The following is a 26,755-nucleotide window of genomic DNA, read 5'->3' as shown; positions in this document are numbered from 1 at the left end:
AGAGACAATGAAGTTAATATCTGATGAAACGGAGTGATCGTTTCGTGACTGAAGCGACAGCTGCACAAGGTTCCGGAGCCACGGGATGTCCGCTCGTGAAGCGCGACGTCATACGGCTTGCGATGCTCGGTATGGTGGACGGGAACGGGCATCCGTATTCGTGGAGCGCCATGTTTAACGGGTACGAGCCGGAGGAAATGAAGGATTGTCCGTATGCGGGAATTCCGGCTTACTTGGATAAGGAGCCGAAGGAAACGCTTCGGATCGAAGGGGCGGTCGTCACGCACATTTGGACCGACGATCCTGCGGATGCGGAACGCGTATCGCGCGCGTCGCTTATCCCCCATATCGCCGAACGTCCGGAGGACGTGATCGGACAGGTGGATGCGGTTATCGTCGCCACGGATAAGGGACATGAGCATGTCGAGCGCTGCCGTCCGTTCGTGGAGGCGGGAATTCCGGTTTTTGTGGATAAACCGCTGGTCGACAATGAGGCCGATTTGGGCGTCTTCGTGGAATGGGTGAAGCAGGGCAAAGCGATCTTATCCTCCAGCTGCATGCGTTACAGCAAGGAATTCGCGCCATACCGACTCTCCACGAACAATTTGGGAGCGCTTCGCTTCGCTTCCATTACGACGGCCAAATCATGGGAGCGCTACGGCATCCATGCTCTGGAAGGAATGTACCCGATACTTGGGCCGGGCTTTATCAGTGTTCGCAATACGGGGACGCCGGAGCGGAATGTCGTTCATTTGAAGCATACTTGCGGTGCCGATATCGTGGCGGTCGCCAATGCGGATATGTACGGCGGCTTCGGTTTGCTGCAGCTCGTCGGCACGGCCGGGCATGCGTTTGTGCCGTTCCAAGATACCTTCTATTCGTTCAAGGCTCAGCTTCAAGCCTTTGTCGATTATTTGAGGACGGGAGTACGGCCGTTTCCTTTCGATGAAACGACGGAATTGATGAAATTGGTCATCGCCGGTTTAATGAGCCGCGAACAGAATGGCCGCGAAGTGTTTTTGACGGAGATCGCCCCCAATTAAAGCGGCGCCCTACTATAAGGAGGAAGAGAAATGTCGGAGATTACTTATGGAATGCGCCCCAGCCGGGTGCTGCAAAAGCTTAGAGCGGGAGAGGTCGCCTACTGCACGAAGCTGAATTTGGCCGACTCGAGAGCGGCGGAAATCGCGGCGATGAGCGGCTTCGATTGCATTTGGACGGATATGGAGCATGTTCCGAACGACTGGTCCGTCGTCGAAAAGCAAATTCTCGCGGCCAAGGTTTACGGCGTCGACGCGATCGTCAGGGTATCCCGGGGCAGCTACAGCGATTATATACGCCCGCTTGAAATGGATGCCGCCGGAATCATGGTTCCGCACATTATGAGTCTTGCGGATGCGAAAGAGGTCGTCCGCTGCACGAAGTTTCATCCGCTCGGCCTGAGGCCGGTTGACGGCGGCAATGCCGACGGCGGCTTTTGCAATATCGAGTTTATGGACTATTTGAAGCAGGCGAATGAGGAACGGTTCAACATTTTGCAGATCGAAGACGTGGAGCCGCTTGAAGAACTCGAAGAGATTATCGCTCTGCCGGGGCTCGACATGATTTTCTTCGGTCCCGGAGACTTCAGCCAGTCGATCGGCGCGCCGGGGCAGATGGATCACCCGCTGCTGCTGGAGACGCGCAAACGGATCGCAGAGCTCGCCGCCAAGCACGGCAAATTCGCGGGCACGGTCGGTTCCACCGGCAACGCCGAAGCGCTCGTCGAGATGGGCTACCGCTTTATAAGCGTAGGAGCGGACGTAGTGGCGTTATCGCAATATTACCGGAATCTGATCGGCGAGCTGCACAAACAGGACAGCGGCCGGGTCAAGAGCATTTATTCGGATAAAGGAACCGGGGAGGCATCGTCATGAACGTGATGCAATCGTTTTCGCTTGAAGGGAAGGTCGCGCTCGTTACCGGCGGCGCAGGCATGTACGGCAGGCAAATCGCTTTGGCGCTGGCGCAAGCGGGGGCCGTGACGAATATGACCTCTCGAGACAGCAGCCGGCTGCCCGAATTGGAGGAAGGCTTCGCAAAGGACGGCGCTACGGTTCATGCCCACTGCCTGGATCAGGAGCAGGAGTCGTCGATTCTGGAGCTTCGCGACAAAATACTCGCCGAGCACGGCCGGATCGACATTCTCGTCAATAATGCCGTCGCTCGTACGATGGGATCGTGGGACGACCCGCTGGAAGCGTTCGAACGGAGCATGCGGATCAACGCTTCGGGTCTGTTCGCGGTTACGCGCGCTTTCGGCGACAAAATGGCGGAGCAGGGCTCCGGCTCGATCATCAATATCGGCTCCATTCAAGGGAGTGTCGGCCCGGACAGCTCGCTTTACAAGGGCCTCGGTTTTCACGGTCTCGTTCCCGACTATTTCTTCCATAAGGGCGGTATGCTTAATTTTACCCGTTTTGTCGCGAGCTATTACGGTCCGCGCAACGTACGCTGCAATTGCCTGAGCCCGGGCGGACTCGCTTCGCACCGTACGCCGGAAACGTTCATCGAACGCTACAGCGAGCGAACGCTGCTGGGCAGAATGGCGGGCGACACGGATCTGATGGGGAGCATCGTTTTCCTGGCATCCGACGCTTCGACATACGTGACGGGTGCAAATCTGCCTGTCGACGGCGGATATACGGCGAAATAATATAATTTCGGCACAAATAAACAGGAGACTTAGTGAAACGGAGCAAGGAACATACATGGCAGGCCCATACAATCCAGGAAACGCAAAACAAGATGTTTGAAGCAGGCCATGTATGTCCTTGTGCAGTGGAACGGGCCTTCTCTGTCTTTGGGGCCAAATTTAATAGGGGGAAGCGCAGCATGTACGAATCGTTGTTTTCATTGGAAGGCAAAACCGCGGTAATAACCGGCGGAAACGGCTACTTGGGCAGCGCGTTATCGCGCGCGTTAGCCGATTTCGGCGCCAATGTCGTCGTGGCGGACTTGACAGAGCGCGATACGGGCGACGATCGCCTCGCCTTCATCGCTTGCGACGTGTCGGACACGGAATCGATACGCCGTTTGTTCGTCAAGACGGAGGAGCGGTTCGGCCGTATCGACGTGCTGGTCAACGGCGCGACGTATGGAGCAGGGTACGGGCCGGACGGCAAGGTGGAGCGCATGAGCGACGAGGATTGGCAGAAAGGGTTGGACGGCGCTGCGGGTACGGTTTTCCGCTGCACGCGCGAGGTCATCCCCTACATGGAGAAAAACGGCGGAGGCAGCATCGTCAACTTCGCTTCGATGTACGGCATGGTTTCGCCGGACCCTTCGATCTACGGGGACAGCGGAGCGAACAATCCGGTTAATTACGGCGCGGGCAAAGCGGCGGTCCTGCAATTTACCCGCTACTGCGCGGCGCACTTGGCTTCCAAGGGCATTCGCGTCAACAGTGTGACGCCGGGGCCTTTTCCGAATCCGCAAACGCAGCAAAACAAGCCGTTTCTGGAGCAGCTTAACAAGAAAACGATGCTTGGCCGCGCCGGCAGCGCGGAGGAAATGATCGGTGCGGTGCTGCTGCTTGCTTCGGGCGCATCCAGTTACATGACGGGATCGAATATAGTCGTCGACGGCGGTTGGACGGCTTGGTAGGGAGGAGCGGCAATAATGGCAATCGATAACACGGGAATTGTTCCGTCCAAGCTGACTTTGGGCACGGTACAGCTGGGCATGCCGTACGGCATTCATAACAGGAACGGCATGCCGTCGGAGGAAAGCAGCTTCGAGCTGCTGCGGGAAGCGTGGGACGGGGGCGTCTTATCTTACGATACGGCCTCGGCTTACGGACAGTCGGAGACGCTGCTGGGGCGTTTTTTTGAAGACAAACGTCCGCTGATCATCACGAAGATTTCCATGCATCCGGAGGCCGGCGCGACCCCGGAATGGATCGAGCGGGATATGAGGGAGAAGATCGAAAGCTCTTTGGAGCGTTTGCGTGTATCATCACTGCCGGTGCTTATGCTTCATAATACGGACGTCATGGAGCATTACGGCGAGCCGATCACGGCAGCGTTCCGGACGATGGTGCGGGAAGGCTTGATCGGTAAAGCAGGTATTTCCATTTCACATAATACGCAGGAAGAGTACGCGATGATGTGGAATTACTTAAAGGACGAAACCTATGAAGCGATCCAAATTCCGATGAATGTGCTGGATCACCGGCCGATTCGGAACGGCTGCCTCGGTATGCTGAGCGAAGCCGGGAAGACGGTTTTCGTCCGCAGCGTGTTTCTGCAAGGGCTTATCTATATGAATGCGGAAGATTTGCCTGACAACCTGCTGGAAGCCCGCGGCCCGATTGCCGCTTTGCGCGAATTGTCCGAGCGTTATGCGTTCCCGCTTGCTCAATTGGCCGTATCGTTCATACGCGATATGCCAGGCGTGCACAGCCTCATTGTCGGCGCCGAAACGAAAGAACAGGTTCGCGAAAATATGGCGCTGATCGGCGGACCGCCGATCCCGGATCGGCTGAGAGCGGAAATTATGGAGCTGTTCCGCGACGTGCCGGAGCGGGTCATTACGCCGAATCGTTGGAAGTAGCGTTACCGGGCGGCTGAAGGTGCTGCGGGTTCGGGCAATGAAAGATAAAGAGGGGGGTCCATATGTCCGTTTATCAGAAGGCCGGTCGCGGAAGCGGCTCTAAACCTACGGTAAACGCAGGCGTCAAAGACGCTGAAAGGCGTTTATCCTTGTTCCGCCGAGCAATCGGCCGGTTTCATGACATGACGCTGGCGAAAAAAATGTGGTTGTCCGTCGCTTTCGTTTCGCTGCTTGCGCTGGCCACATTCGCCGCTCTGTCGTCTACGCAGATCAAAAAGATGATCACCGACCGCGAAGGCAAAGTGATGGTGCAGCAGATCGAATCCTACTCAAGCAGCATCAATCATTATTTTCAGAACATCCAAAAGTCGGCGCAGGTGCTCTTATACAGCTCGACCATCCAGGAACGGTTCAGCAGCAACATGTCGAAGCTGACCGGCACGGAACGGATACGCGCTTATAACGAGATTTACGATCATTTGCACCGGATGTGGGATAATCTGTACGGCATCGACGCGATTTATTTGATCGACCGATACCAGAACGTATTCAATATCAGCGTGGAAGACGCGAATATGCCGACTTTTCTGACCGGAGAGGAATTTGCCAAGCAGGGCTGGTACGACAGACTCGGCAAATCGGACGGCTCTTCTTATTGGTCGTTCGTCAGATGGAACGAATCGAAAGCGTCCATTATGATGTTCAACGCGGTGTACAATAAATCGGATTTGTCGCTGATCGGACATCTTGTCATTTCCGTTTCCCCGCAAGTGTTCGACGGTTTCTTGTCGGCTTCCAACCTGGGAGAGGGAACGAACAGCATTATCGACTCCGCCGGAATCGCTTACACGTCAGGCAGAGGGATCGGCGGCTCTACGGTCGACGTTTCGGCGCTGCCTGAAGAAGAAGGTTACACGTCAATCAGCCAGAACGACGAATCCTACATGGTCGCTTACGCGAAAAACCGGCTCACGGGCTGGACGTTCGTCCATTCGATCCCGCAGCGCATCGTGCTGAAGGATTTGAAGGATGTCAACTCGCTGTGGCTGTTATTCCTGCTCGTTTCGATTCTGCTGATGACGATCGCATCCGCTTTCCTTCTTCGTACGATCACGATGCCGTTGCGCAAAATGGTCAAGCTCGTACGGGAAGTCGAGCGGGGAAGCTTGAGCGGGCGTTTCAACGTTCAGCATAAAGACGAGCTTGGGAAGCTCGGGCTTGCGTTCAATCATATGCTTGATAAACTGCAAGACGGCATCCCGCTCATCCGCGAGAAGTTTATCCGCTCGCTGCTGGAACGCAATATGACGGAAGAAGAGCTGCGCGAGTTCGAGCGAAGGCTCGGCTTCCGCTTCGAAGGCGAATGGTATCAGGTCGTACTTGTATACATGCGCGATCCGAAGGATGAAAGCGCATTGATGACGGCGGAGGCCGCTATTCGGGATTTGGAGCTGCGCTGCAGAATGATTTCGGATACGCTGGCGGCCAACCAATACTGTCTTATTTTCAACTGCCCCGAGGATGAAGTGTTGGCGCAGCTGGAGAAGCTGATCGGTCATTTGTGCAATGAATTGGGCTTGCAGCCGTATGCTTTCGTCGGTCATGCATACAATGATTTGAACCTAGTGAAAACCTCCTTCGAGGAAGCGAAAACGCAGCTCAAATACCGCATCAGCGAGCATATGGATGAGGAGACGGCTATATTTTTCCCGGGCGACGCTTTCGATCATCAATATCCCGAATCGTTCGAAAACCGGCTGCTGCACTATATGAACGAAGGCGACTTCGATATGTGCACGAACGTCATGGAGGAGCTTATCGCGCACACGCGGGCTAACCGAATCGCGCCGCCGATTATAAACGCCATGCTGGTCGCGCTTTACAATCAGCTGTATAAGCAATTGATCAAATTCGGCAACGAAGACAGCCTTCCGGATGCGGATTGGCTCGGGAAGCTGAATACCCGGCTTTCGCTGGAGCCTTTTGAGAAAAACGGCCGCGATTTTATCGCCTTGCTCCGCGACCGCCTGGGACCGCTTATGCAAAAGCAGGTGCGCTACAGCCCGAATGTCGCCAAAGCGCTGCAGCTGATCCAGGAAAGATTCAACGATCCGGACTTAAGCGTCGATTATGCGGCGCGCACGCTCGGCTTCAACACGAATTATTTCAGTCAGCTGTTCAAGAAAGAAGCGGGAGTGGGATTTGCGGAGTATGTAAGCGGTTTAAGATTGCAGCATGCCCAGCGCCTGCTTCAGGAAACCGGCCATAAAATCAAAGAGGTGGCGGAACAAACCGGATTTGCCGATCCGCATTACTTCGGCGTCTGGTTTAAGGACAATACCGGGCTTTCTCCATCTCAGTACCGGAAAAGCGTTCATGCGGGCAATGAAATTGTCGTCCCCGCAGGCGCTCCCTCCGACACTAACGGCGGTAAAATCGCAAATCGGGCGCAATAAAGGGCTTCAGCTAATAAAATTGCCCGATACCTGACGAATTTCACCTGTAATCCCTGCTTCCTGCTGTGGTAGTTTAAGAACGTAGCGAATGATTGCCGCGCTTCGCAAACTACTATCGGAGAAGGGGGAGCATCATATGGAAAGAATATGGAATCTGAAGCTTCGGCGTGAAATCAGCGGTTGGCTGTTCGTATTGCCGATGCTTCTTTTTTTTATCGCGTTTGTCGTGTATCCGATCATTTCTTCCTTTAAGGGAAGCTTATATTCGTTCGATTATGCGGAGTATACTTACGCAGGCTTTGACAATTACAAGCAATTGTTAGGGGACTCGCTGTTCTGGAAAGCGGTATGGAACACGCTGGTCTTCGTCGTTTATATCGTTCCTTCGGTTACGATCGTCGCCCTGCTGATGGCAGCGATCATACACGCCTACCCCAAAAAAATGCAGACGTTCTTCAAGGCGGCCTTTTATGTACCGGGGGTTACGTCCGTCGTCAGCTTGGCCATGGTGTGGGAGTATATGTACAACAATCAATTCGGTCTAGCGAACTATCTGCTGAAGGTGCTGGGAATGCCGCCGATTAATTTTCTCGGTTCCGGTTATGCGTACAGTTCCCTATCGCTTATTCTGATTACGATCACGATTGGAAGCGCTATCGTCGTATTCAGCGCGGCGCTGAACGGCATCCCGCGTGACTTATACGAATCGGCTTCGCTTGACGGAGCCACGCAAGTCCGCTCTTTTTTCAGTATTACGCTGCCTATGCTGAAGCCTTCCATCTTATATGTGGTAGTCACTTCGACGATCGGCGCATTCCAGGTTTTCGCGATTATTTTGCTTATGACGGGAGGCGGTCCGGCCTATAAGACAACCACGATTCTAATGCTGATCTACCGCGAGGCGTTCATCAATATGAACTTCGGCCTTGCCAATGCCATGGGAATCATGCTCTGTCTCCTCATCTGTCTGATCGCGTTCCTTCAGTTCAAGCTGCTGAAATCGGATGTCGAATATTAAGAGGGGAGCGGATGCGAAAATGACTAGAAAATTACCCGCCGCTGCGGGACATATCGTGCTTTGGGCGCTTGTGCTTCTGTTTCTGTGGCCCTTCTACTGGATGATTGCAGGTTCCTTCAAACAGTTGAAGGTCGCTCTGCAAATTCCGCCGGAATGGTTTCCTTTGCAGCCGACCATGGAAAATTTCCGGATTCTTGCGACGGATTTTCCGCTGTTTCGCTGGCTGTACAACAGTATGTTTATTTCGGTCGTAGCGACCGTGCTCGTCATAACCGTAAGCGCGCTATCCGCATATGCGTTTGCGAAGGTGCCTTTCAAAGGCTCCAAGCTGCTGTTCGGGGCGATGATCGCCTCGATGGCGATTCCGCATACGGTGCTGCTTATCCCGCTTTTTCAGATGATGAACGACCTGGAGCTGACCAATTCCTTATGGGGCGTGCTGCTGCCGATCGTCGGCTGGCCGTTCGGCGTGTTCCTGCTCAAGCAATTCATGTCGACGCTGCCGGGGGCGCTGATCGAGTCCGCCAAAATCGACGGCTGCAACGAATGGCAGACGTTTACGAAGGTCATGCTGCCTTTGGCTAAACCGGGAATTGCGGTGCTTGGCATTTTTACGTTCGTCAATTCGTGGAACGATTACGTCTGGCAGATGATCATGCTGAAAGATAAGATGATGTATACGCTTCCTGTCGGCGTGAAAATCGCGAGGCAGGTACAGGAGGTCGACATCAACTACGGTGTCGCAATGGCCGGGGCTCTTTGTGCGACCTTGCCGGTGCTGCTCGTGTTCCTCTTCTTCCAGCGTTATTTCACCCAAGGGATCACGGCCGGCGCTTTGAAAGGCTAGCACAAAACGCTCCGTCATCTTATGATCAGAATATCGGAAGGCAGCTCGGGTGCCGAATCGATAGAGGAGTCAGCGGCATTTCCGCCGCCGATATTCGAGGATACATGAGTACTGGAGGAGATTATGGTGGAGAACCGAACGAAGGCTATTATTAACGGCAAGCTTGTTACCCCTGCGGAGCTGATCGAGGACGGCGTCGTCCTGATCGAGGGAGGCAAAATCGCGGCATGCGGACCGAAAGGATCCGTCGCAATTCCCGAGAATGCCGAAATGATAGACGCGGAACAGCAGTATGTCGGCCCCGGATTTATCGACATTCACTGCCATGGCGGCGGGGGTTACTGGTCTTGGGAGGAGCCGTATTTATTCGCGCTTTCCCATCTGAAGCACGGGACGACCGGCATTTTGCCGACGCTTGTGTATAACCAGAGCAGAGAAGAGATGGTTGAAGGCGTAAGGAACATTTTGGCGGTCGGCGATCGGCCGTACAGCTCGGCCATATTGGGCATTCATATGGAAGGACCATTCATCAATAAAAAATACGGTGCGATTACGTCGCCGATTCGGCCTGTGGATCCGGAGGAGTACAACGAACTGCTCGACATCGCCGGGGACCGGATCAAAGTGTGGACGCTCGCTCCCGAGCTGGAAGGGCAAGCGGCGTTCGCCGAGGCTGCCTCGAAGTACGGTATCGCGCTGTCGGTCGGACATTCGGAAGCGGATGCGGAAACGATTTTCTCCTTCGTCGACCATGGGCTCAAGATCGGCTGCCACTGCATGAACGCGTCGGGGATAACGCCGTCTCCCTCCAGATACGGCGGGACGCGGGAAGTCGGCGTTGACGAAGCGGTGCTCGTTCACGACGACATCTACGCGGAAGTCATACCCGATGCGAAGGGGCTTCACGTCCGGCCGCTTATGTGTAAATTGATTCATAAGACCAAAGGGACCGATCGGGTCATCATTATTACGGATGCTATAGACGAAGCGGGCCTGGAGGGCGAAGAGCCGGGCGGCGAGTACGAGGACGTGCGCTTTATCGAAGGCGTCGGCCTGTCGGGCAGCAAGCTGACGATGGACCGGGCGGTGCGGAACATGATGAGCCATACGGGCGTGAGCATCGTTGACGCCTTTATCATGAGCTCGCTGAATCCGGCGAAGGTGCTGAAGGTCGACCATCTGACGGGCAGCCTGGAAGTTGGGAAGCAGGCCGATCTGGTTATCGTGTCGGCGTCCATCGAGGTGCGGAAAGTGCTGCTGCAAGGCGAGATTGTGGAATGAGGCGGCTAGGTTGCCGGTTGTAATGAGCGACCGGAAGGGAACAGGAATGGTTAGCGAGATGAGGAACAGAAGCGGTAAGTAGGACGAAAAGCAGGATATAGAAACAGAATGAGTAACAGAGAAAGAGTAACAGAATGAGTAACAGAGAAAGAGTAACAGAATGAGTAACAAATGTGAGTAGCAGAAGCGGTATGAGAAATAAGTAACAAGATAAATAACGGGAATGAGTGCTGTAACGATCATGAAGAAAAGAGCTGAACGCTGCGTCCCGACGGACTGGTACAGCTCTTTTTTTGACGCAGTCTCCTCGCCGCTGAAATGGCGCCATGAATAAAAATTCGCTACGCCACCGCTTCTTCCCAGCTAATTTCAGGGTAGTATTTATTCGACTCTGAAGCTGCAGATTGACCAAGCTGTCTGTGTACGAGGCGTCTTAGAGCGAAATGGAAACAAAACCTACAGTTATTTTTTTGAATTTTTGCTGATTTATCGATCTTAATGGAAAATGTACATCTAATCTTTTCGGAAATGCACAAATAACCGAAAGTGCTAAAAATTAGCTGTAGTTTTTCCAGTAAATCGCTTTTTTCTCGCCTTTTAACCGAAATTAGATGTATGTTTTCCAGTTAGACCCCTATCCTGTTAACACACTGCACCATCAGCGGGATGAAAATGGATTTGTGATCTACCATTAGATCAGTTTAGTATTCCATGCTGCTGAAAGTGGATATTTTGTCCTTAACTTGCATGTATTCGGAAGGCGGGAAGCCCGTTTTTTTCTTGAAAATGCGGCTAAATATCTTTCATCCCGATACGCGGCTTGTTTGGCGAGTTCAGAAATATGGAAAACAAAGGAGCGAAACAATCATGATTCAGGCCGCGATAATCGGTTTGGGGAAAATCGGGCTTTTGTTCGACATCCCCTTGAAGGCAGTTCCGCAAAGTCATGCTCTGGCTTATCATTTGCATCCGGAAATCGACTTGATCCCGCCGTCGGCGTTCGACCGGAGCAAGGGGTCAACCTGGCGACCGTCGCCCCTGAGACCCGATTTTACTTGGACGTAAGGGAGATGCTGGCTCATCATTCGCCCGATGTGATCAGTATTTGCACGCCGCAGCATGTTCGTTACCAGTTGATCCGGACGATTTTCGAGCATGCTTCGCCGAAGCTGCTTTTTATCGAGAAGCCCGTTGCAACCAGCATCGAAGAAGCGCTGAAGATTGGCGCACTCGCTGCGCGGCATCACTGCAGCATACTGGTTAATCATTCCAGGAGATGGTCGAAGGGCGCGGAACGCATCCGGCAAAAGATCAGAGCGAACGAATACGGGAGGCTCACGTCTATGCATTTGCGCTATTCCCGGGGCATATACAATTCCGGCTCCCATCTTTTCGATCTGGTTCGTTTCATGGCGGGCGCGATTTCCGAGGTAAAGGTCATAGAGCAGGTGCCGACGAGTTTGGACGACAAGCAGGACTGGTCATATTCGTTTTTATTCAAAATGAAGGATCAATCGGCCGGCGGATATGCGCAAGCTTACGATGACAGAAATTACAATATTTTTGAGTTGGAGCTGTATTTTGAGAAAGGGAAAATCGAATACCTTCACGCCGGCGATGAAATCCGTTTCTATTCCGTTCGCGAGCATCCCGTTCAAAAAGGGCTGAATATGTTAAAGCAAGACGAAGTTCTGGAAGGACTCGCCGGCAAAGCGAGTAGCATCGTCCTAGCGGTCGAGCATGTGAAGAACATCGTTGAATCCGCCGCAGCTCCCATCTGCACCCTTGAGGACGGCATATACCCGCTCTGTGTGGCGAATGCTCTGATCGAGTCCCATCAAAAAAACGGCTCTTGGGAGACGATAGAAATTCCGGGTCTTTAATCTTCGACCGGTACGCCGTAAACGGTTTGTGGGAATCCGTTCGGGACCAAAAACGGCCGTTAAAGTGGTCGAAAACGACATGTTTCGGGTTTTATGCTCAGAAAATGCGGTATAATGATGAAATCAAACCTTTCCTAATGAATTTCACCTATAGCCTTCGGCCGATGTATGCTACTCTGTCGTCAGTCCGGTGACGCGATCAGCAACAGCTCGGGCCGATATCGACGCATCATAAGAAAAAAAGGAGGGGTATACGATGAACAATTGGTTTACCGCAAGCAAGCATATTACGAAGCGTGGTCTCGCGCTGCCGATCGTCATGTCGTTGGCGGTCTTCATGTTCGGATGCAGCTCGGGCAATTCCGGGAGCGATTCGAAGGGGGCCCAGGAATCCGCGAAGCCGTCCGCGGCGGTTAATGAACAGGATGAGAAAACGGAAATTACGGTTTGGATGACACAGGTCGGTTCGCTTAAGTCCGGACAAAAGCCCGGCGAATGGGTGAAGGAAGATTTGGTGCCGGAATGGAACAAATTGTACCCGAACATTAAAGTGAACGTAGAAATGATCCCGTTCGACGGCATCAATGAAAAGATCACGACCGCGATCGCATCGAATACCGCGCCGAACGTATTGCTGGATACCCCGGTTCGTACGCTGGCATATGCGCAAATGGGCGCGCTGGCTCCGCTTGACGACGTCATTCCGGCAGCCGATCTGGAGCAGATCAAGAAAAATCCGGATGTTATGAAAATGGTTTCGGTCAAAGACAAAATCGTCACGATGCCGTACTCGGCTACGATATCCGGCCTGATTTTGAACAAATCGCTTTGGAAGGAAGCAGGAGCCGAAAACTTGCTGCCGCAGGACGAATACCGCACTTGGACGCCCGATCAATTTAAAGCAGCTTTGAAAGCGGTTGCGAATAAAGATAAAGGCGTATACGGCATGACGCTGTTCGCGCTGAACGAACAAGGCGACCAACTGTACAATAATACGATGGTCGGTTTCGGCGCAAAGCTGTTCAATGACGACTACTCCAAATATATCGCTGCGGAAAACCCGGCGTCGGAGCAAGCGCTACAATTTTTCAAATCGCTGACGGACGAAGGGCTCGTTCATCAGCATCCGGAGACGCTTTCTGCTGTTAATGCGCTTGACTTTTGGAAGCAGCGGAAGACCGGCATGATCGTTGCGGGAACCTCGCACGCGGATTTGGTCAAGAACGGTCTGAAAGACGGTTCGGTTACGGGGCCTCATGAATACATGTATGTCAACTACCCGTCTCTTACGCCCGGCAAAGCCGCGCTGAAGATGGAGTTCGGCTTCGGCGTCGTCTTCAAAAACAAAGACCAGCTGAAAGAAAAATGGGCGAAAAAATTCTTGTACTGGTCGCAAACGGGGAACGAGATTTATACAACTGCGTCTAAAGCGTTCAATCCGTTCGGAGAGGCTCCTGCCTGGACGAAGGACGATCCGGAGCTTCAGTTCCTGTACAAGCTGACGACAAAGGCGAAGGAATGGCCGGTCGTAGATCCGGGCTGGGGCATCAAAGGCTATCCGGAAATGCGCGCAGCGATGTTCCCGGAAATGCAGCGGATGTTCATCAACGACGCTACGCCTAAGCAAACGCTCGATGCCATCTCCAAAAAATTCAACGAAGTCATCACCAAGTACAATAAATAACAAGAAGTCCTCCGGTCCGATGCGGCCGGGGGATTTTTTTGAAATACAAGCGTACAAATTATTTGTTTCACCTATCAACGGTAAACGCGCGCGTCCCAGCTTATTCTTACGAATCCGTTCAATCCCAAGGATGCTTTAATCTGCTTCAACCTCCAAACGCATCTGAACTAATGAGTTTAGGGGCATTAGGAGTACCTTTTGTTCACTATTTTGCATTCGATGCTGATCGGAGGACGAAGGAGGGGGATATCGCTGCCAAAGCGGCCTTCTCTTTTTTGTTGGGCGACTATTTGATATAATATAACGTATCGCGATAAGAGACAACGGAGTCCTATGTGAGTGATGAGTAAGGGAGCCTGCGTTTTAAAATAATCCTTTCCGAGGAGAATGCAATGATGGAAGAAACGAAAAAAGCGGGCAAAGATGCTCCCTATTATATGATTCAATCGGTAGACAGGACTTTGTCGATCCAGCAGTGTTTTATCGATGAACGGCGTCCGCTCGGCGTCAGCGAGGTTGCGCGTAAGCTGGGCTTGAACAAAAGCGTCGTACATCGGCTCATGCTGACGCTGCTGTCGCACGGCTATTTGCAGCAGGTCAAAAACACGGACAAATATATGGTCGGTCCGAAGGCATTCGAGTTCGGCTCGGTGTTCACCAACTCTACCAGCCTGGCTGACGAAGGAAAGAAGATTCTGATCGAATTGGTCGACCGGATCGGATTTACGGCGCATCTGGCCATACTGGAAAAAGATTCAGTCCTGTATTTGGTCAATGTGGAGCCGGATCATATGAAATATTTGTTCGGCGCGGTCGGGCAGCGGCGGCCGATTTACAACACGGCGCTCGGCAAATGCTTGACGGCATGGCTACCCGAGGAGCAAACGGTAAAAATCATGGAAGGCTGCATGTTCGAGAAAATGACCGATCACACGATCACGTCCCTGGAGGCGTTTCTGAAGGAGCTGGAGCGGGTGCGCCAGCTCGGCTTCGCCGTCGACAACGAGGAGTCCAACTATGGCGTGCGCTGCTTTGCCGCGCCGGTTCTGAATCAGGACGGCGACGTCATCGCCGCCATCAGTACGAGCGGGTACGGCGTTGCCGAGGATAAAATCAACGACATGGGCATTACGGTCAAAAGCTTAGCGTCCCAGCTGTCGCGGCGGATCGGATATTTTGCCAATCCGTGAGGTCGGGCGGAATATTGTTAACATCCCAATCGGCAGATCCTTGTATTAGCTTCATCTGCCGGGCAAGGTCTTAACACCAACCATAAGAGAAGCCGGGTGCGAGCCATCCGGCTTTTTTCGGTTTATCGCAAGTTTATCATGGAGGGGTCACTAAACCTCGTTAAACGCGCTCTTCATTAGGAAAGGACGGCAAAGCCGTTCATCCAAACGCTGCCATTAAGGCTCCTCCATATGCTGTAGTCCGAAATAACCCACATGGAGCAAGGAATCGAGGTTCGCCATATGCTGGAGTCCGATTTTGCCGGCTCGGTGAACGGATTCACCGGTGTATTGTGAAAAATGGCCGCTCCAAGCGGGCGTTTTCGGACTATAGGCGGGGAAGGGAAGCCGTACTCGATTCCAAGTGGGCAAAATCGGACTGCAGCGCACGAGCGAGGATAAGCGAGAAGGTAAGAATACCGGTTGGAGGACCGGTAAATGTCAAAGACGAGACAGAAAGCATCGAAGGCGAACAAGAGGTAACGGGTGGCAGCTTTCACCCCCTAACATACATCTATCTTGTGCAGGCAGAGCTCGCTAGACAGGCAGGATCGTTGAACAAGTAGACAGATGATTCAAAAGTAAAGAAGTGATTCTAGGAATAAGACAGAGGCCGTCTTATACTTGAGAACAGATTTCCTTTATAGTAAGCGCTATCATTTGTTCTTCCGTTCCGATTGCGGGAGGACGAGAAGCGGCATGCAACCGGATCGATTGCGAAAGGACACGATGCAGGATGCAATAGGAAGAACATAGGAGGTGTTCGTACTATCTCACTGCCATAGGCAAGCAGCTTGGACATGGAAACGCTTCTTGTCAGTCCCAAATGCAAGGACAATCGATAATGGAGGGAATGTCATGAAAAAAGGCAGGCTGAAGGCATTTTTATTGGCTCTAATCGTTATTGCACTGATGGTTCCGTTCTCGGCGGCTCATGCGGAGGTTCGGCATACGACAATTCCGGATAAGGTGATCGTGGAAGCGCAAGGCGCTTATAGAGGCTATTTTCCAAGCGTGGCTGCAGCGGCAAACGGCGATCTCGTGCTCGTTTATTATTGGTCCGATTCGCATGCTGGCGGCAATGGCAGCATTATGATGAAACGCAGCACGGATGGGGGATTGACCTGGAGCGGAGCTGCGCTGGTCGTCGATACCGGCATTGACGACCGCGATCCTTCGATTACTGCGTTAAGCGACGGGACGCTGCTGGTTTCCTGGTTTACGTATCAAAATCAAAGCCCTGTCGATGTCAAAGTGATCCGAAGCGCAGACAATGGAACCACATGGGGCGGCATGGCGACTGTCGGCACGAATATGTCATGGGCGGCGACGTCTTCGTCCATTATCGAGCTGTCGAACGGAGATTTATCGATTATCCTGTACGGTCCCAGCCCGACCCAATATCAACAAAGCACCGCGGTGAGGAGTACGGACAAAGGCTTAAGCTGGCCCGCATCGTCGGAAAAGGTCGTTGGTTACATCGACGGCATTCATCTGGTGGAACCGGCCTTCGCCGAACTGGAGCCGGGGCATCTGAAAGCGCTGCTTCGCGCTTCCTCCGACGATAATTTAGCTTATGAAGCGCATTCCTACGATTACGGCATGACGTGGGGAGTGCCCGTAAAACTCGGGGAGAAGATGCACGCACCTGAATTATTCCGCATACCAGGTACGAACAAGGTATTCCATGCCTGGAGCGATTTTCAAAATGCCGGCGGAGGCCGCCCGGTTGTCGTGCGTATGGGCTATCTGGACCGTCCGTGGAGCTTTGCCGAAACGCGCGTCCTGTATGCTAACAAAGAAACGTCGGATATGGGCTATTCGTCTACGGTCATGCTGGATTCGGAGCGTTTGTTTACCGTCTATTACGATGCCAAAAAACAGATCATCGGCGGGACGTACTCAAAGCTAGGCAACTGGGAGGCCGATTACGGGGCTAAAATAGATCTTCTCGGCATGTACGCCGAAGGGGCGCTGACCGTAAGCTCCGACATGAACTATATCGATCCCAATAACGCCGCGACAGGACTGCGCGGTCCGCTCGACGGCAGTATAGGGTACGGCAACGCCGCGTTTAAGAGTTCGGCAGCCCCCGCCTACTATACGATCGATCTGAAAAGGAATGTAACGGTCGGCGCAATCGGCGTTTTGTTGAAGGCCGGATATGCGGAGTCCGCCGTCGTTCAGGTTTCGTCCGACGGGATCAATTGGCAGGATGTGCAATCCTATCAGATGGCGGTTATGAACCAAATCGATTATACGTATTTTGACGAGGGACGGGAATTGCGATACGTCAAAGTAAACGTTACGGAATCGTCGGGCTGGGCCGGTCTGAACGAAATTCAATTGTTCGAATACCGCCCGTACGGCAAACATAAGCTTCCATTGCTGAGCATGCTGCAAAACAATCAAATTTCCGTGTCTGCGGATACGTATTGGCTTAATTCCGGCCATCCGGAAACAGGCATTAACGGACCGTTGGACGGGAGTACCGATTATTGGCATTCCGCCTTCAAGGACGGCGGCTCTCCGGCGCACTATATCGTCGATCTGAAACAGGATATGCCCATCTCGACGATCGGCGTATCGCTCGTTCCCGGATATATAACATCCGCCCAGCTATCGCTGTCGACGGACGGCATACAGTGGGGCAAGCCGATAAACACGTACACATGGAAAGACGCCAACGGTTTGCGTTACAACCATTTGGCCCCGGGAACGAAGGCGAGATATGTAAAGGTTGAAATAGCCGTATCGTCTGGGCTCGCCGGATTGAATGAGCTTGAGCTTTACACCGATAGCGTGCCTCAGCAGGCGGAGGAAGCTTCGATTAGCGCGATGCTGGAACGTCTTGACATGTACGAAGCGTCGGAAAACATAAAAGCAACCTTTGCCTCCGAATTAAGATACAGGCTGACGATCATCCAACTGCTGCTGGATCAAGGAGCGAAGCAGCAGGCTATCGCGTATATGCAGGATTTCTTGCTCCACATGAACGATTTATCCGTGCTTGCCCAAAACCTGATTTCCGAAGCTGCTGCGGGTACGCTCAGCTCGGACGCGAATTCGCTTATAACGAAGTGGAGCATTTCCGAGGACTAGGCTTTAACTCGGACCGATACAAGTCGAAGAAGCCTTCCATAATCGCGGCGGAAGGCTTCTTCTTCTCATCATCATGCCGAATGGAGGCATAAGGAGGCTTCTTTTACATGCAAATCAAACCGCTGAAGCATATCGTCATCTTCGAGGATGAACAGTATAATACATTTCCTAGCCTGGTTGTAAACCGGAACGGGATCGTCGTGGCCGGCTTCCGCCAAGCGCCCGATCGTCTGCGCACCCACGGACTCGAGCATATCGATCCCTCCTCCAAAGCGGTGGTCGTCACTTCTGAAGACGGCGAAAATTGGTGCTCGAAGGTCCGGATCCTGTATGACGATTATTTCTATGGCGTCCAGGACCCTTGCCTGAACGTTCTTAGGGACGGCACGATTTTGTCCACTATCTTTATGTGGAAGGTTGCGGAACGGGAAGATGTCGAGGACAATCCCGACTATCATCACGGCATATTTCACCACTGGGCGGCCAAACCCGTCGGTTCCTACACCATTCGTTCGTCCGACGGCGGCCAAACCTGGGATGAGCCCATCCCCACCGGCATCGAGCATACTTATATCCGCGGCAATTGCGCCGAACTGGACGACGGATCGATCCTTGCCCCCTTATACGGCTACGAGGAGGGCACTTGCCATGTTATTGTCGCCAAAACGGAAAACAAGGGCCGTACTTGGGTAAAATATGCAATCATTCCTGCTGAGGACGGGTACGATTTTTATGAGCCGAATTTTTACCGGACGCGGTCGGGAAAGCTTGTAGCATTTATCCGCAGCACCAAAAAACATATCGAGCCCGGGGAAGCGTATACCGCATGTCCGCTTTTTACGTCCGAATCGGCCGATAACGGATTGACATGGAGCCGGCTGGTCAAGCATCCCTATTATTCGCCGAGCCCTTTTCATGTTCTTGAACTGGAAAGCGGTCATGTGCTGCTGACTTACGGTTACCGGTACAAGCCTTACGGCATCAGGGCGATTCTGCTGGACCCGGAATGCGGCAATTTGGCGGATGCCAAGGAAACGGTCATTCGCGAGGACGGACACGGCTCCGATATCGGGTATACAAGCGCCGTGCAGCTGAAAAACGGTACGATTTTAGTCGCTTATTATTATTCGATCGCAGGAGAAGAACACCGCTACATTGCCGGAACCTTATGCGAACTAGCAGCGGGCGCAAGCGCGGAAGGGGACGCTTTCTAGCAAGTATTCGGCAGTTGTCATGCAGTAGACTCCATATATAATGAAAGAGTCCGGTGCAGAACGCAAGGCAGATCGGCTGCGGTTATGCACCGGAATAAACTTTCCGTATCCGTTAAGGGAAGGAAAACGCGGGAATTGCAGGTGAAAGAATGATCCCCAGGCTGCTGTTTTGGAAAAGATCCATTTTTGTCCGCCTTTTGCTTATCTTCGTCATTATCATGATCCCGATCTACTTGATCGGTCTCGGCATGTACAAATGGTGGATCGGTACCTTGCAGGAGGAAATATTGAAATCGAAATTTTCCCAAATCTCGTTCTACATGACGAGACTGGAACGTGAGATTCAGGGAATCAAGCTGCTTCAATCGGATGTCGTTATGGGAGACGATATCAATCGTTTGGCGAACGGCGAGGCGTATATGGACGACTATGAAAAAGGTTTTTATATGCTGAAGCTGCAGCAGAGGCTTGCTGCAATCAAGAGCAGCAGCGCGTACATAGCCGGCGTTAAAGCGTTCATTCCGTCGATCCGCAGAACGATCCCCGAGTGGGGAAGCATCGAGGAGCTGACGGAGCATGAAAAAAGCGAGATGGGGATGCACGAAAACTCCACTTTTGCTCAGCTGATATACGACAAGGAAGATATCGTGCTGAATTCCTTTTTTCCGTTGAACTACGTTTCGAAATCCGTCTCGCCCTTGTACGCACTTCAGATCCGGTTGTCCTCGGACGAATTGCGCAATGCGATCGGACAGTTCGATGTAAACTCGGGCAGCGGCTCCATGATGATCGATACCCAAAACCGCTTTATGGTGAATACGGGCGACAATCCGGTGGTTACGGATCAAATCCGCAGCGCGCTGGAAGGCTTACTGCAGCAATCCGGCGACGGGAAAAGCTCGATCGCGATTAACGGAAGCCGCTACCTTGTCATTTACAAAACCTCATCCTATTTGGGCATGACCCTTTGCAATTACATTCCCGAAGACCAATTGTACTCACCGGTCCGGAAATACCGGGTTTGGGTTTGGGGGCTGTCGGCCGCGTCCGTCGCGCTGGCAGGCATTTTTGCTTACTCGATTTACCGGATTATACGGCGTCCGTTGAAGCATTTGATTCAAGCGTTCAAGCGAATCGAGACCGGCAATATGAAGGTGCCGATTCGGTACCGTTACGACGATGAATTCGGATTTTTGTACAATCGGTTCAATACGATGACGGAGCGGCTGAATACATTGATCGATCAATCGTACAAGCAGACGATTTTGATCCAGCGTGCGGAGCTTAAGCAGCTGCAAGCACAAATCAATCCGCATTTTCTTTATAACAGCTTTTTTATTTTATACACGATGACCAAACGCGAAGATTACGATCAGCTCATGAAATTTCAGTTGCAGCTCGGCGAATATTTCCAGTTTCTTACGCGAAACACCTCGGACGATGTCCCGCTCGAAGCGGAAACCGATCATGCCAGAACGTATTGCGACATCCAAGCCATTCGGTTCCAAAAACGGATTCGAATCCGGTTCGGCGACGTGCCCGCGAAGTTCGCGGGGATGAACGTGCCCCGATTGATTTTACAGCCGATTATCGAGAACGCTTTTGAACACGGTCTTGAAAGCAAAGAGGAGAGCGGCCTTCTGCAAATCCAATTTCACGCCTCGTCGGAAGCGCTTTCAGTTACGATCGACGACAATGGGGAGCTGCTGAGCGACGAGCAGATCGTCAAGCTGCAAACCTGCTTGGACAGCGGCGAGAACGTGAGCGAAATAACGGGGATCGTGAATATTCATCGGCGCATTCGTCTTTACTTCGGGGAAAGCAGCGGCATCGCGGTTGCAAGAAGCGAGCTTGGCGGCTTGGCCGTCCGCTTGACTATGGTTGTTGCGGAAAGCGAATTCCGCGGCGAGGGGGAGTGAGAGGACATGCTCAGAATGGTCATTGTAGACGACGAGCCGATTATTGCGGATGGGCTCTATGAAGAGTTTCTTGGCATCGCCGACCTGGAGTTGGACGTTTATAGGGTTTACTCCGGAAAAGCTGTCGTCGATATGCTGCAGCGAACAAGAATCGATATCGTCGTTTCCGATATCCGGATGCCGGGCTTGGACGGGATGGTGCTGCTCGATATCATTCACGACAATTGGCCGGAATGCAAAGTGATATTTTTGACCGGTTTCAAGGAGTTTGACCATGCCTATCGGGCCATACGATCAGGCGCGGTCAACTTCGTGCTGAAAACGGAAGGATACGATAAGGTGGTCGATGCCGTCAGGCAGGCTGTCGCTGCCATCGAAGCGAGCCTCAAGGTCAGGGATCTGCTCGACAGTCATCGCCAGGACCGGGAAACGATGTCGCTGCTGCTTCGCAAGGACTTTTTGCTGTCGTTGCTGCGGGGAAATAGCGTTCTCGGTATCGAGCCGCGGAAGGAACTGGATCAGCTTGGGATTTCGCTGTTAGCCGACAGACCGCTGCTCTTGTTTATGGGGAAAATGGACCGTTCGCCCGGAGCATTGACATACATCGAAAAAAGTAAATGCTTTTACTCGGTCAGTCTCATTGCCGAGCAGCAATTATCAGCCAAATTATGCTGCTTCCAGATCGTCGACGATCGCGATAATATGGTTTGGTTTGCCCAGCCCCATTCGGCGATTTCGATGGACGAAGACGACATCTCAGCCGAGGATTTCAAATGGCGCGCGAGCGCGTTATTTCTGAAAGGAACGCTCGAGACGATTCAGCGCATATGCAAGGAGTCGCTGGGGACGACCGTATCGTTCGCGGTTTGGACGGAGCCGACGCCATGGAGGCAAATCGCGGACAGACATGCTGAGCTGAGGCATTTGATGGAATATCGGATCGGCAGCGGAACGGAGCGGCTGGTTACGGACGAAAACTTGGACGCATCGGAATCCGTTCCGCCGCAGCCGGACGCAAGACGGTTCGCCGGGTTTGCGTCAAGCAAGCTTCACGTGCTGGAATCGCATTTGGAGAAAGGGGAGCGTGAGCTCTTTTTCGCCCGTTTGGCCGAGCTTACGAAGGATTTGACGCAGGAACTGGGCAGCCGTTATGCGCCGGCGCAGGAGCTGTATTTTTCCATTGCGATGATTCTGTTCTCCTCGATAAACCGTTGGAAGCTGGCTGACCATGATCTCCTAAAGGCGGGTTACCGCAAATTGCTGAAGCCGGAGGAGCATGAGAATTGGGCGGCGGGCGCGCTCTTCCTCAAGCAAACGGCAATGCAGCTGTTCGAGCTTCGGTCGAATGAAGAACAGCAGCGGGCGACGGATACGATCACATTTCTGCAAGGTTATATCGATGAGCATATTTTTGAGGATTTGTCGCTTGTCCGATTATCGGAGCTTGTATTTTTTAACCCCGCTTATTTGTCCCGCCTGTTCAAGCAAGAAACGGGCATCAATTTGTCCGACTACATCCAGGAACGAAAAATTCATAAAGCGAAGCAGCTTCTGGAGCGGAACGAATGCAAAATTAACGATATCGCCGAAGCGCTCGGATACGGCTACGGAGCGAATTTCGCCCGTTCCTTCAAGAAAATGACGAACCAAAGCCCAAAGGAATACAGGGAATCGCTCAACAAGTAAAACAATGATTCGAAAGTAGAGAAGTGATTCTAGGATTGGGTTACCCGTTCTCCTATACTTAAACCAAGAGGCCTCCCATCAATCAAAATGGAAAATGAAAGGGGTACCACAATGAGCTTTCGCCAGCTGAAAACATATATAAGCGCGGCGGCTATCGCATCCATGGCTCTTACAGTCGCAGCCTGCGGTAAGGATGAGGGCGGATCCGGCAAGCCGTCCCCCAGCGCTCCGGCCGATACGGGGAAACCGAAAGCGGAAGCGGGTCCGCCCGCAAAATTCGATCCGCCGATAACCGTATCTACGGTTAAAGCGCTTTCCGACTCGATGCAAAAAGGGATCACCCTTCAATCCGATGTGTTGACGAACAATATTTGGAGCAGGGGCTACGAGAGCGAGCTCGGGATCAAAGTGAACTACTTGTGGACCGTGCCGAGCACGCAGATGCAGCAAAAGATGAATATGGCGATTTCGTCGAACGATCTTCCGGACATTATTCCGGTAAGCGCCCAGCAATTAAAAATGCTCGTCGATACGGGAGTGGCGCTTGATCTGACCGAGCTTTTCGATAAGTATGCGACGCCGTTCACGAAGCAGATGTGGGAGGAGGACCAGAACATCGGGCGCAGCCAAGCGACGGTGGACGGCAAGCTGATGGCGCTGCCGAACATTGCCGGCTCGATCGACGGCTCCCAAATGATTTGGATCCGCGCCGATTGGCTCAAGAAGCTCGGCTTGCAGCCGCCGAAGACGATGGAGGATGTCGCAAAGATCGCCGAAGCTTTTACCAAAAAGGATCCCGACGGCAACGGCAAGGACGATACGTACGGCTTAGGTTTGGATAAAAGCTTGAACGGCTTGAACGGCTTCTTCCAGGGTTATCATGCGTACGTCAACGGCTGGGTGAAGGATGCTTCCGGCAAGATGGTTAACGGTACGATTCAACCGCAGACGAAGACGGCGCTTTCCAAGCTTGCGGAAATGTACAAGAACGGGTATATCGACAAGGAATTTGCGGTTAAGGACGCTTCCAAGGCTTCAGAGCTGGTTGTCGGCGGCAAGGTGGGGATGTTCTTCGGTTCGCATTCGTACCCGTTCGTCAATCTGCAGGACAGCAAGAACAAGAACCCGGAAGCGGATTGGCGGGCGTATCCTCTCGCATCCGTCGACGACCAGCCGGCTAAGCCGCTTATTAATGGTTCGGCGACCTCTTTTTATGCCGTCAACAAAAAAATGAAAAACCCGGAAGCGGCCATTATGCTGTACAACTATTATTACGAGAAGGACCCGGCGATCAGCAAAGGCTTCGACCCGAAATTCCACGGCATCAATGGCGAGCAAGAAACGAAGCCGGATCAGCAATATATTTGGGCGGCGTTGCAAACCTTCTATCCGAAGCAAAATATGTTTATTCACGAAAACGTGAAGAGATATATCGAAACGAAAGACAAAGCGCTGCTCGACAACTATTGGGTCAAAGACAATGCCGAACAAATCGAGAAGTATTTGGCCGGAGACAACAAGCTTTGGAGCAGCTATGCATGGTCCGGTCCCGAAGACAGCGCGATCAGCGTCATCAGCTACTACAACAAAAACAATTTGTTCCAGGTCAACGGATATATAAAGGGCAGTACGGACACGATGGCGCAAAAAGGCTCTACACTGACGCAAATCAAGGACGAAACGTTTACGAAAATCATCATGGGCACCGCGCCGATCGACGAATTCGATTCCTTCGCGGACAAGTGGAAGAAGCTGGGCGGCGACGAAATTACGAAAGAAATCAACGAGATGAAGTAACTAATAAAAAGGTTTACGGCGAAGGAAGGGCGACCTTCCTTTTGCATTATTAAAATAAGATTCGGGCTCCGGCAATGCGGTCTGCGGCAGCTTCGGTTGCTGGTTGACGCTTTGCCGGGGTGTACGGAGAAAAGGAGGTTACTGTGCTAAGATCGATGCCGGCAGGCAGGAAAGAGAAATTCAAACAGCAGCTGCCGTTGTATTTGATGCTGCTGCCATGTGTACTTTTTGTCGCGGTTTTTCAATATTATCCGATGGTCGGGATTTTGATTGCCTTTGAAAATTATAATCCGATGAAAGGTTTTTTTAACTCGGAGTTCGTCGGGCTTGAAAATTTCCGGTACGTCTACGATATGCCGGATACGCTTCAGGTTCTGTGGAATACGATCTTTATCGCATTTATGAAAATCGTCAGCGGGCTTGTCGTGCCGATCGTGTTCGCCATAATGCTGGATTTGGTTCGGAGAAGCTTCTTTAAGAGGACGATCCAGACGACCGTTTATGTGACCCATTTCTTATCCTGGGTTATTTTATCGGGCATTCTGATCGATATTTTATCGCCGTCGGGCGGGATGGTCAATCAAGTGTTGGGCTTTTTCGGAATCGAGCCGATTTTTTTCTTAGCCAATGAGCGCATGTTTCCTTATTTGCTTGTTGCCACCCATACGTGGAAAGAGTTCGGCTACGGCACGATTATTTACTTGGCTGCCATTACCTCGATCGATACCTCGCTCTATGAAGCGGCGGTGATGGACGGCGCCAACCGGTTTCGGCAAGCTTGTCATATTACGCTTCCCGGACTTGCTCCGATCATTATTTTGATGGCGACGCTCAGTCTCGGCAGCGTGCTGAACGCCGGATTCGATCAAGTATTCAATCTGTATAGCCCGGTCGTTTATAAAACAGGCGATATTTTGGATACGTTCGTGTACCGGATCGGACTTTTGAACAATCAATACGGGGTTGCGACGGCAGTCGGTTTGTTTAAATCGGTCGTGTCCTTCCTCTTTATCGTGACCGGCTATCGGCTTGCATACAAGTTTTCGGGATACCGGGTATTTTGATACGGACTTTACGAGGGCAGAGGGACCATTATGAAAATCAAACCGACTCTAGGCGGAAGGTTGTTCGACGGCTTTAATTATGCGTTTCTGCTGGCAAGCGCAATTGTTTGCATTTTTCCGATTATTCATGTGTTGGCCGTATCGCTCAGTTCAAGCACCGCGGCTGCAGCCGGCCTTGTGAAGTTTTGGCCTGTCGACTTCACGCTGAAATCGTATCAATATGCCTTGTCCAAGCCGCAGATGATCAATTCCTTCTTCGTCACACTGAAACGGGTAGGCTTAGGCTTGTTGCTGGATATGATTTTGACGGTGCTTGCCGCGTATCCTTTATCCAAGGAACGGAAGGATCTTTTCGGCAGAAATATGTTCGCCTGGTATTTCTTTATGACGATGATATTCAGCGGCGGATTGATTCCTTGGTATATGACGATCAAGCAGCTTGGCTTGACGAATACGATATGGGCGTTAGTTTTGCCCGGCGCCGTTCCCATATTCAATGTGATTATTCTGCTTAACTTTTTCCGCCAATTGCCGAAAGAAATAAGCGAGTCCGCGATTGTGGACGGGGCGGGCCACTGGACGATTCTGTGGAAAATTTTTATTCCATTGTCCAAACCGGCTTTGGCTACCTTGACGCTGTTCGTATGCGTAGGTCATTGGAACGCATGGTTCGACGGCATGATTCTGATGAGCTCGCCCGACAACTATCCGCTCCAGACGTATTTGCAATCGATAATCGTCACGACGGACCCGTCCTATTTGTTGAGCGCAACCAAGGAAGAGCTCCAGGATCTGGCGGCGATTTCGGACAGGACGCTGAAGGCTTCGCAAATTTTCATAGCGGCGGCTCCGATTTTGTGCATTTATCCGTTTTTGCAAAAGTATTTTATGAAAGGGCTTGTCATGGGAAGCGTAAAAGGCTGAGCTTGACCGGCGCAGCATGATTGTATTACGGAGAGGATTCGGCAATGGGTGCATTCGG

General features: G+C 52.2%; 20 protein-coding genes. All 20 read left to right on the top strand.

The annotated features are described in order from the left end of the window. The first annotated feature begins 44 nt into the window (after positions 1-44). The gene (locus DQG23_RS05430) at positions 45-1,043 is read left to right on the top strand and encodes a Gfo/Idh/MocA family oxidoreductase (protein WP_238177759.1); all 999 of its coding nucleotides are present in this window, start codon (positions 45-47) and stop codon (positions 1,041-1,043) included. A gap of 30 nt (positions 1,044-1,073) precedes the next feature. Next, positions 1,074-1,916 carry an HpcH/HpaI aldolase family protein gene (locus DQG23_RS05425; RefSeq protein ID WP_113029793.1) on the top strand — a complete coding sequence of 281 codons (843 nt, stop codon included), beginning with the start codon at positions 1,074-1,076 and terminating at the stop codon, positions 1,914-1,916. Further along, positions 1,913-2,695 (top strand): SDR family oxidoreductase, encoded by a 783-nt coding sequence (locus DQG23_RS05420; RefSeq protein WP_113029792.1) that lies wholly within the window; start codon positions 1,913-1,915, stop codon positions 2,693-2,695. Before DQG23_RS05425 ends, DQG23_RS05420 begins: the two co-directional genes overlap by 4 nt. A gap of 179 nt (positions 2,696-2,874) precedes the next feature. Further along, positions 2,875-3,645, top strand: coding sequence for an SDR family oxidoreductase (locus tag DQG23_RS05415; protein WP_113029791.1), 771 nt, complete (start codon positions 2,875-2,877; stop codon positions 3,643-3,645). Between the two features lie 15 nt (positions 3,646-3,660). Beyond that, positions 3,661-4,593, top strand: a complete 933-nt coding sequence (locus DQG23_RS05410) for an aldo/keto reductase (RefSeq protein WP_113029790.1) — start codon at positions 3,661-3,663, stop codon at positions 4,591-4,593. A gap of 62 nt (positions 4,594-4,655) precedes the next feature. Continuing rightward, positions 4,656-7,049: a HAMP domain-containing protein gene (locus DQG23_RS05405; RefSeq protein ID WP_113029789.1), complete on the top strand. Its 2,394-nt coding sequence runs from the start codon at positions 4,656-4,658 to the stop codon at positions 7,047-7,049. A gap of 136 nt (positions 7,050-7,185) precedes the next feature. Beyond that, positions 7,186-8,067, top strand: coding sequence for a carbohydrate ABC transporter permease (locus DQG23_RS05400; protein WP_158560316.1), 882 nt, complete (start codon positions 7,186-7,188; stop codon positions 8,065-8,067). Positions 8,068-8,086: 19 nt separating this feature from the next. Then, a complete protein-coding gene (locus tag DQG23_RS05395; RefSeq protein WP_113029787.1) occupies positions 8,087-8,914 on the top strand; it encodes a carbohydrate ABC transporter permease in 828 nt (275 codons plus the stop codon). Between the two features lie 123 nt (positions 8,915-9,037). After that, complete coding sequence (gene nagA, locus DQG23_RS05390; protein ID WP_113029786.1) at positions 9,038-10,195, top strand: N-acetylglucosamine-6-phosphate deacetylase; 1,158 nt, start codon at positions 9,038-9,040, stop codon at positions 10,193-10,195. A gap of 867 nt (positions 10,196-11,062) precedes the next feature. Next, positions 11,063-11,260, top strand: a complete 198-nt coding sequence (locus DQG23_RS41755) for a hypothetical protein (protein WP_146762252.1) — start codon at positions 11,063-11,065, stop codon at positions 11,258-11,260. A 5-nt stretch (positions 11,261-11,265) separates the two neighbouring features. Next, positions 11,266-12,078: a Gfo/Idh/MocA family protein gene (locus DQG23_RS05380; protein WP_146762251.1), complete on the top strand. Its 813-nt coding sequence runs from the start codon at positions 11,266-11,268 to the stop codon at positions 12,076-12,078. 256 nt (positions 12,079-12,334) lie between these two features. After that, positions 12,335-13,762, top strand: a complete 1,428-nt coding sequence (locus tag DQG23_RS05375; RefSeq protein ID WP_113029783.1) for an ABC transporter substrate-binding protein — start codon at positions 12,335-12,337, stop codon at positions 13,760-13,762. Between the two features lie 395 nt (positions 13,763-14,157). Continuing rightward, positions 14,158-14,952, top strand: a complete 795-nt coding sequence (locus DQG23_RS05370) for an IclR family transcriptional regulator (RefSeq protein ID WP_158560315.1) — start codon at positions 14,158-14,160, stop codon at positions 14,950-14,952. A gap of 897 nt (positions 14,953-15,849) precedes the next feature. After that, a complete protein-coding gene (locus tag DQG23_RS05365) occupies positions 15,850-18,093 on the top strand; it encodes a discoidin domain-containing protein (RefSeq protein WP_113029781.1) in 2,244 nt (747 codons plus the stop codon). A gap of 107 nt (positions 18,094-18,200) precedes the next feature. Then, positions 18,201-19,307 (top strand): sialidase family protein, encoded by a 1,107-nt coding sequence (locus DQG23_RS05360; RefSeq protein WP_113029780.1) that lies wholly within the window; start codon positions 18,201-18,203, stop codon positions 19,305-19,307. Positions 19,308-19,456: 149 nt separating this feature from the next. After that, the gene (locus DQG23_RS05355) at positions 19,457-21,226 is read left to right on the top strand and encodes a sensor histidine kinase (protein WP_113029779.1); all 1,770 of its coding nucleotides are present in this window, start codon (positions 19,457-19,459) and stop codon (positions 21,224-21,226) included. 6 nt (positions 21,227-21,232) lie between these two features. Then, positions 21,233-22,912, top strand: a complete 1,680-nt coding sequence (locus DQG23_RS05350; RefSeq protein WP_113029778.1) for a response regulator transcription factor — start codon at positions 21,233-21,235, stop codon at positions 22,910-22,912. Positions 22,913-23,023: 111 nt separating this feature from the next. Then, on the top strand, positions 23,024-24,709 hold the full coding sequence (locus tag DQG23_RS05345; protein ID WP_158560314.1) for an extracellular solute-binding protein: 1,686 nt from the start codon (positions 23,024-23,026) through the stop codon (positions 24,707-24,709). Between the two features lie 155 nt (positions 24,710-24,864). Next, complete coding sequence (locus DQG23_RS05340; protein ID WP_113029776.1) at positions 24,865-25,773, top strand: ABC transporter permease; 909 nt, start codon at positions 24,865-24,867, stop codon at positions 25,771-25,773. Between the two features lie 30 nt (positions 25,774-25,803). Next, positions 25,804-26,697 carry a carbohydrate ABC transporter permease gene (locus tag DQG23_RS05335; protein ID WP_113029775.1) on the top strand — a complete coding sequence of 298 codons (894 nt, stop codon included), beginning with the start codon at positions 25,804-25,806 and terminating at the stop codon, positions 26,695-26,697. Positions 26,698-26,755 lie beyond the last annotated feature (58 nt).

The sequence above is a fragment of the Paenibacillus contaminans genome (genome assembly GCF_003285015.1).
In the GTDB taxonomy this organism is placed as follows: Bacteria; Bacillota; Bacilli; order Paenibacillales; family NBRC-103111; genus Paenibacillus_V; species Paenibacillus_V contaminans.
Note: the sequence above shows the minus strand (reverse complement) of the source record. Positions and strands in the feature narration are given on the sequence as shown.

Coding starts and splice junctions, on each gene's coding strand:
- DQG23_RS05410 (WP_113029790.1), top strand. CDS start 3,661: ATGGCAATCGATAACACGGGAATTGTTCCGTCCAAGCTGACTTTGGGC.
- DQG23_RS05395 (WP_113029787.1), top strand. CDS start 8,087: ATGACTAGAAAATTACCCGCCGCTGCGGGACATATCGTGCTTTGGGCG.
- DQG23_RS05365 (WP_113029781.1), top strand. CDS start 15,850: ATGAAAAAAGGCAGGCTGAAGGCATTTTTATTGGCTCTAATCGTTATT.
- DQG23_RS05400 (WP_158560316.1), top strand. CDS start 7,186: ATGGAAAGAATATGGAATCTGAAGCTTCGGCGTGAAATCAGCGGTTGG.
- DQG23_RS05335 (WP_113029775.1), top strand. CDS start 25,804: ATGAAAATCAAACCGACTCTAGGCGGAAGGTTGTTCGACGGCTTTAAT.
- DQG23_RS05355 (WP_113029779.1), top strand. CDS start 19,457: ATGATCCCCAGGCTGCTGTTTTGGAAAAGATCCATTTTTGTCCGCCTT.
- DQG23_RS05350 (WP_113029778.1), top strand. CDS start 21,233: ATGCTCAGAATGGTCATTGTAGACGACGAGCCGATTATTGCGGATGGG.
- DQG23_RS05380 (WP_146762251.1), top strand. CDS start 11,266: ATGCTGGCTCATCATTCGCCCGATGTGATCAGTATTTGCACGCCGCAG.
- DQG23_RS05360 (WP_113029780.1), top strand. CDS start 18,201: ATGCAAATCAAACCGCTGAAGCATATCGTCATCTTCGAGGATGAACAG.
- nagA (WP_113029786.1), top strand. CDS start 9,038: ATGGTGGAGAACCGAACGAAGGCTATTATTAACGGCAAGCTTGTTACC.
- DQG23_RS05415 (WP_113029791.1), top strand. CDS start 2,875: ATGTACGAATCGTTGTTTTCATTGGAAGGCAAAACCGCGGTAATAACC.
- DQG23_RS05375 (WP_113029783.1), top strand. CDS start 12,335: ATGAACAATTGGTTTACCGCAAGCAAGCATATTACGAAGCGTGGTCTC.
- DQG23_RS05345 (WP_158560314.1), top strand. CDS start 23,024: ATGAGCTTTCGCCAGCTGAAAACATATATAAGCGCGGCGGCTATCGCA.
- DQG23_RS05425 (WP_113029793.1), top strand. CDS start 1,074: ATGTCGGAGATTACTTATGGAATGCGCCCCAGCCGGGTGCTGCAAAAG.
- DQG23_RS05340 (WP_113029776.1), top strand. CDS start 24,865: ATGCCGGCAGGCAGGAAAGAGAAATTCAAACAGCAGCTGCCGTTGTAT.
- DQG23_RS41755 (WP_146762252.1), top strand. CDS start 11,063: ATGATTCAGGCCGCGATAATCGGTTTGGGGAAAATCGGGCTTTTGTTC.
- DQG23_RS05370 (WP_158560315.1), top strand. CDS start 14,158: ATGGAAGAAACGAAAAAAGCGGGCAAAGATGCTCCCTATTATATGATT.
- DQG23_RS05420 (WP_113029792.1), top strand. CDS start 1,913: ATGAACGTGATGCAATCGTTTTCGCTTGAAGGGAAGGTCGCGCTCGTT.
- DQG23_RS05405 (WP_113029789.1), top strand. CDS start 4,656: ATGTCCGTTTATCAGAAGGCCGGTCGCGGAAGCGGCTCTAAACCTACG.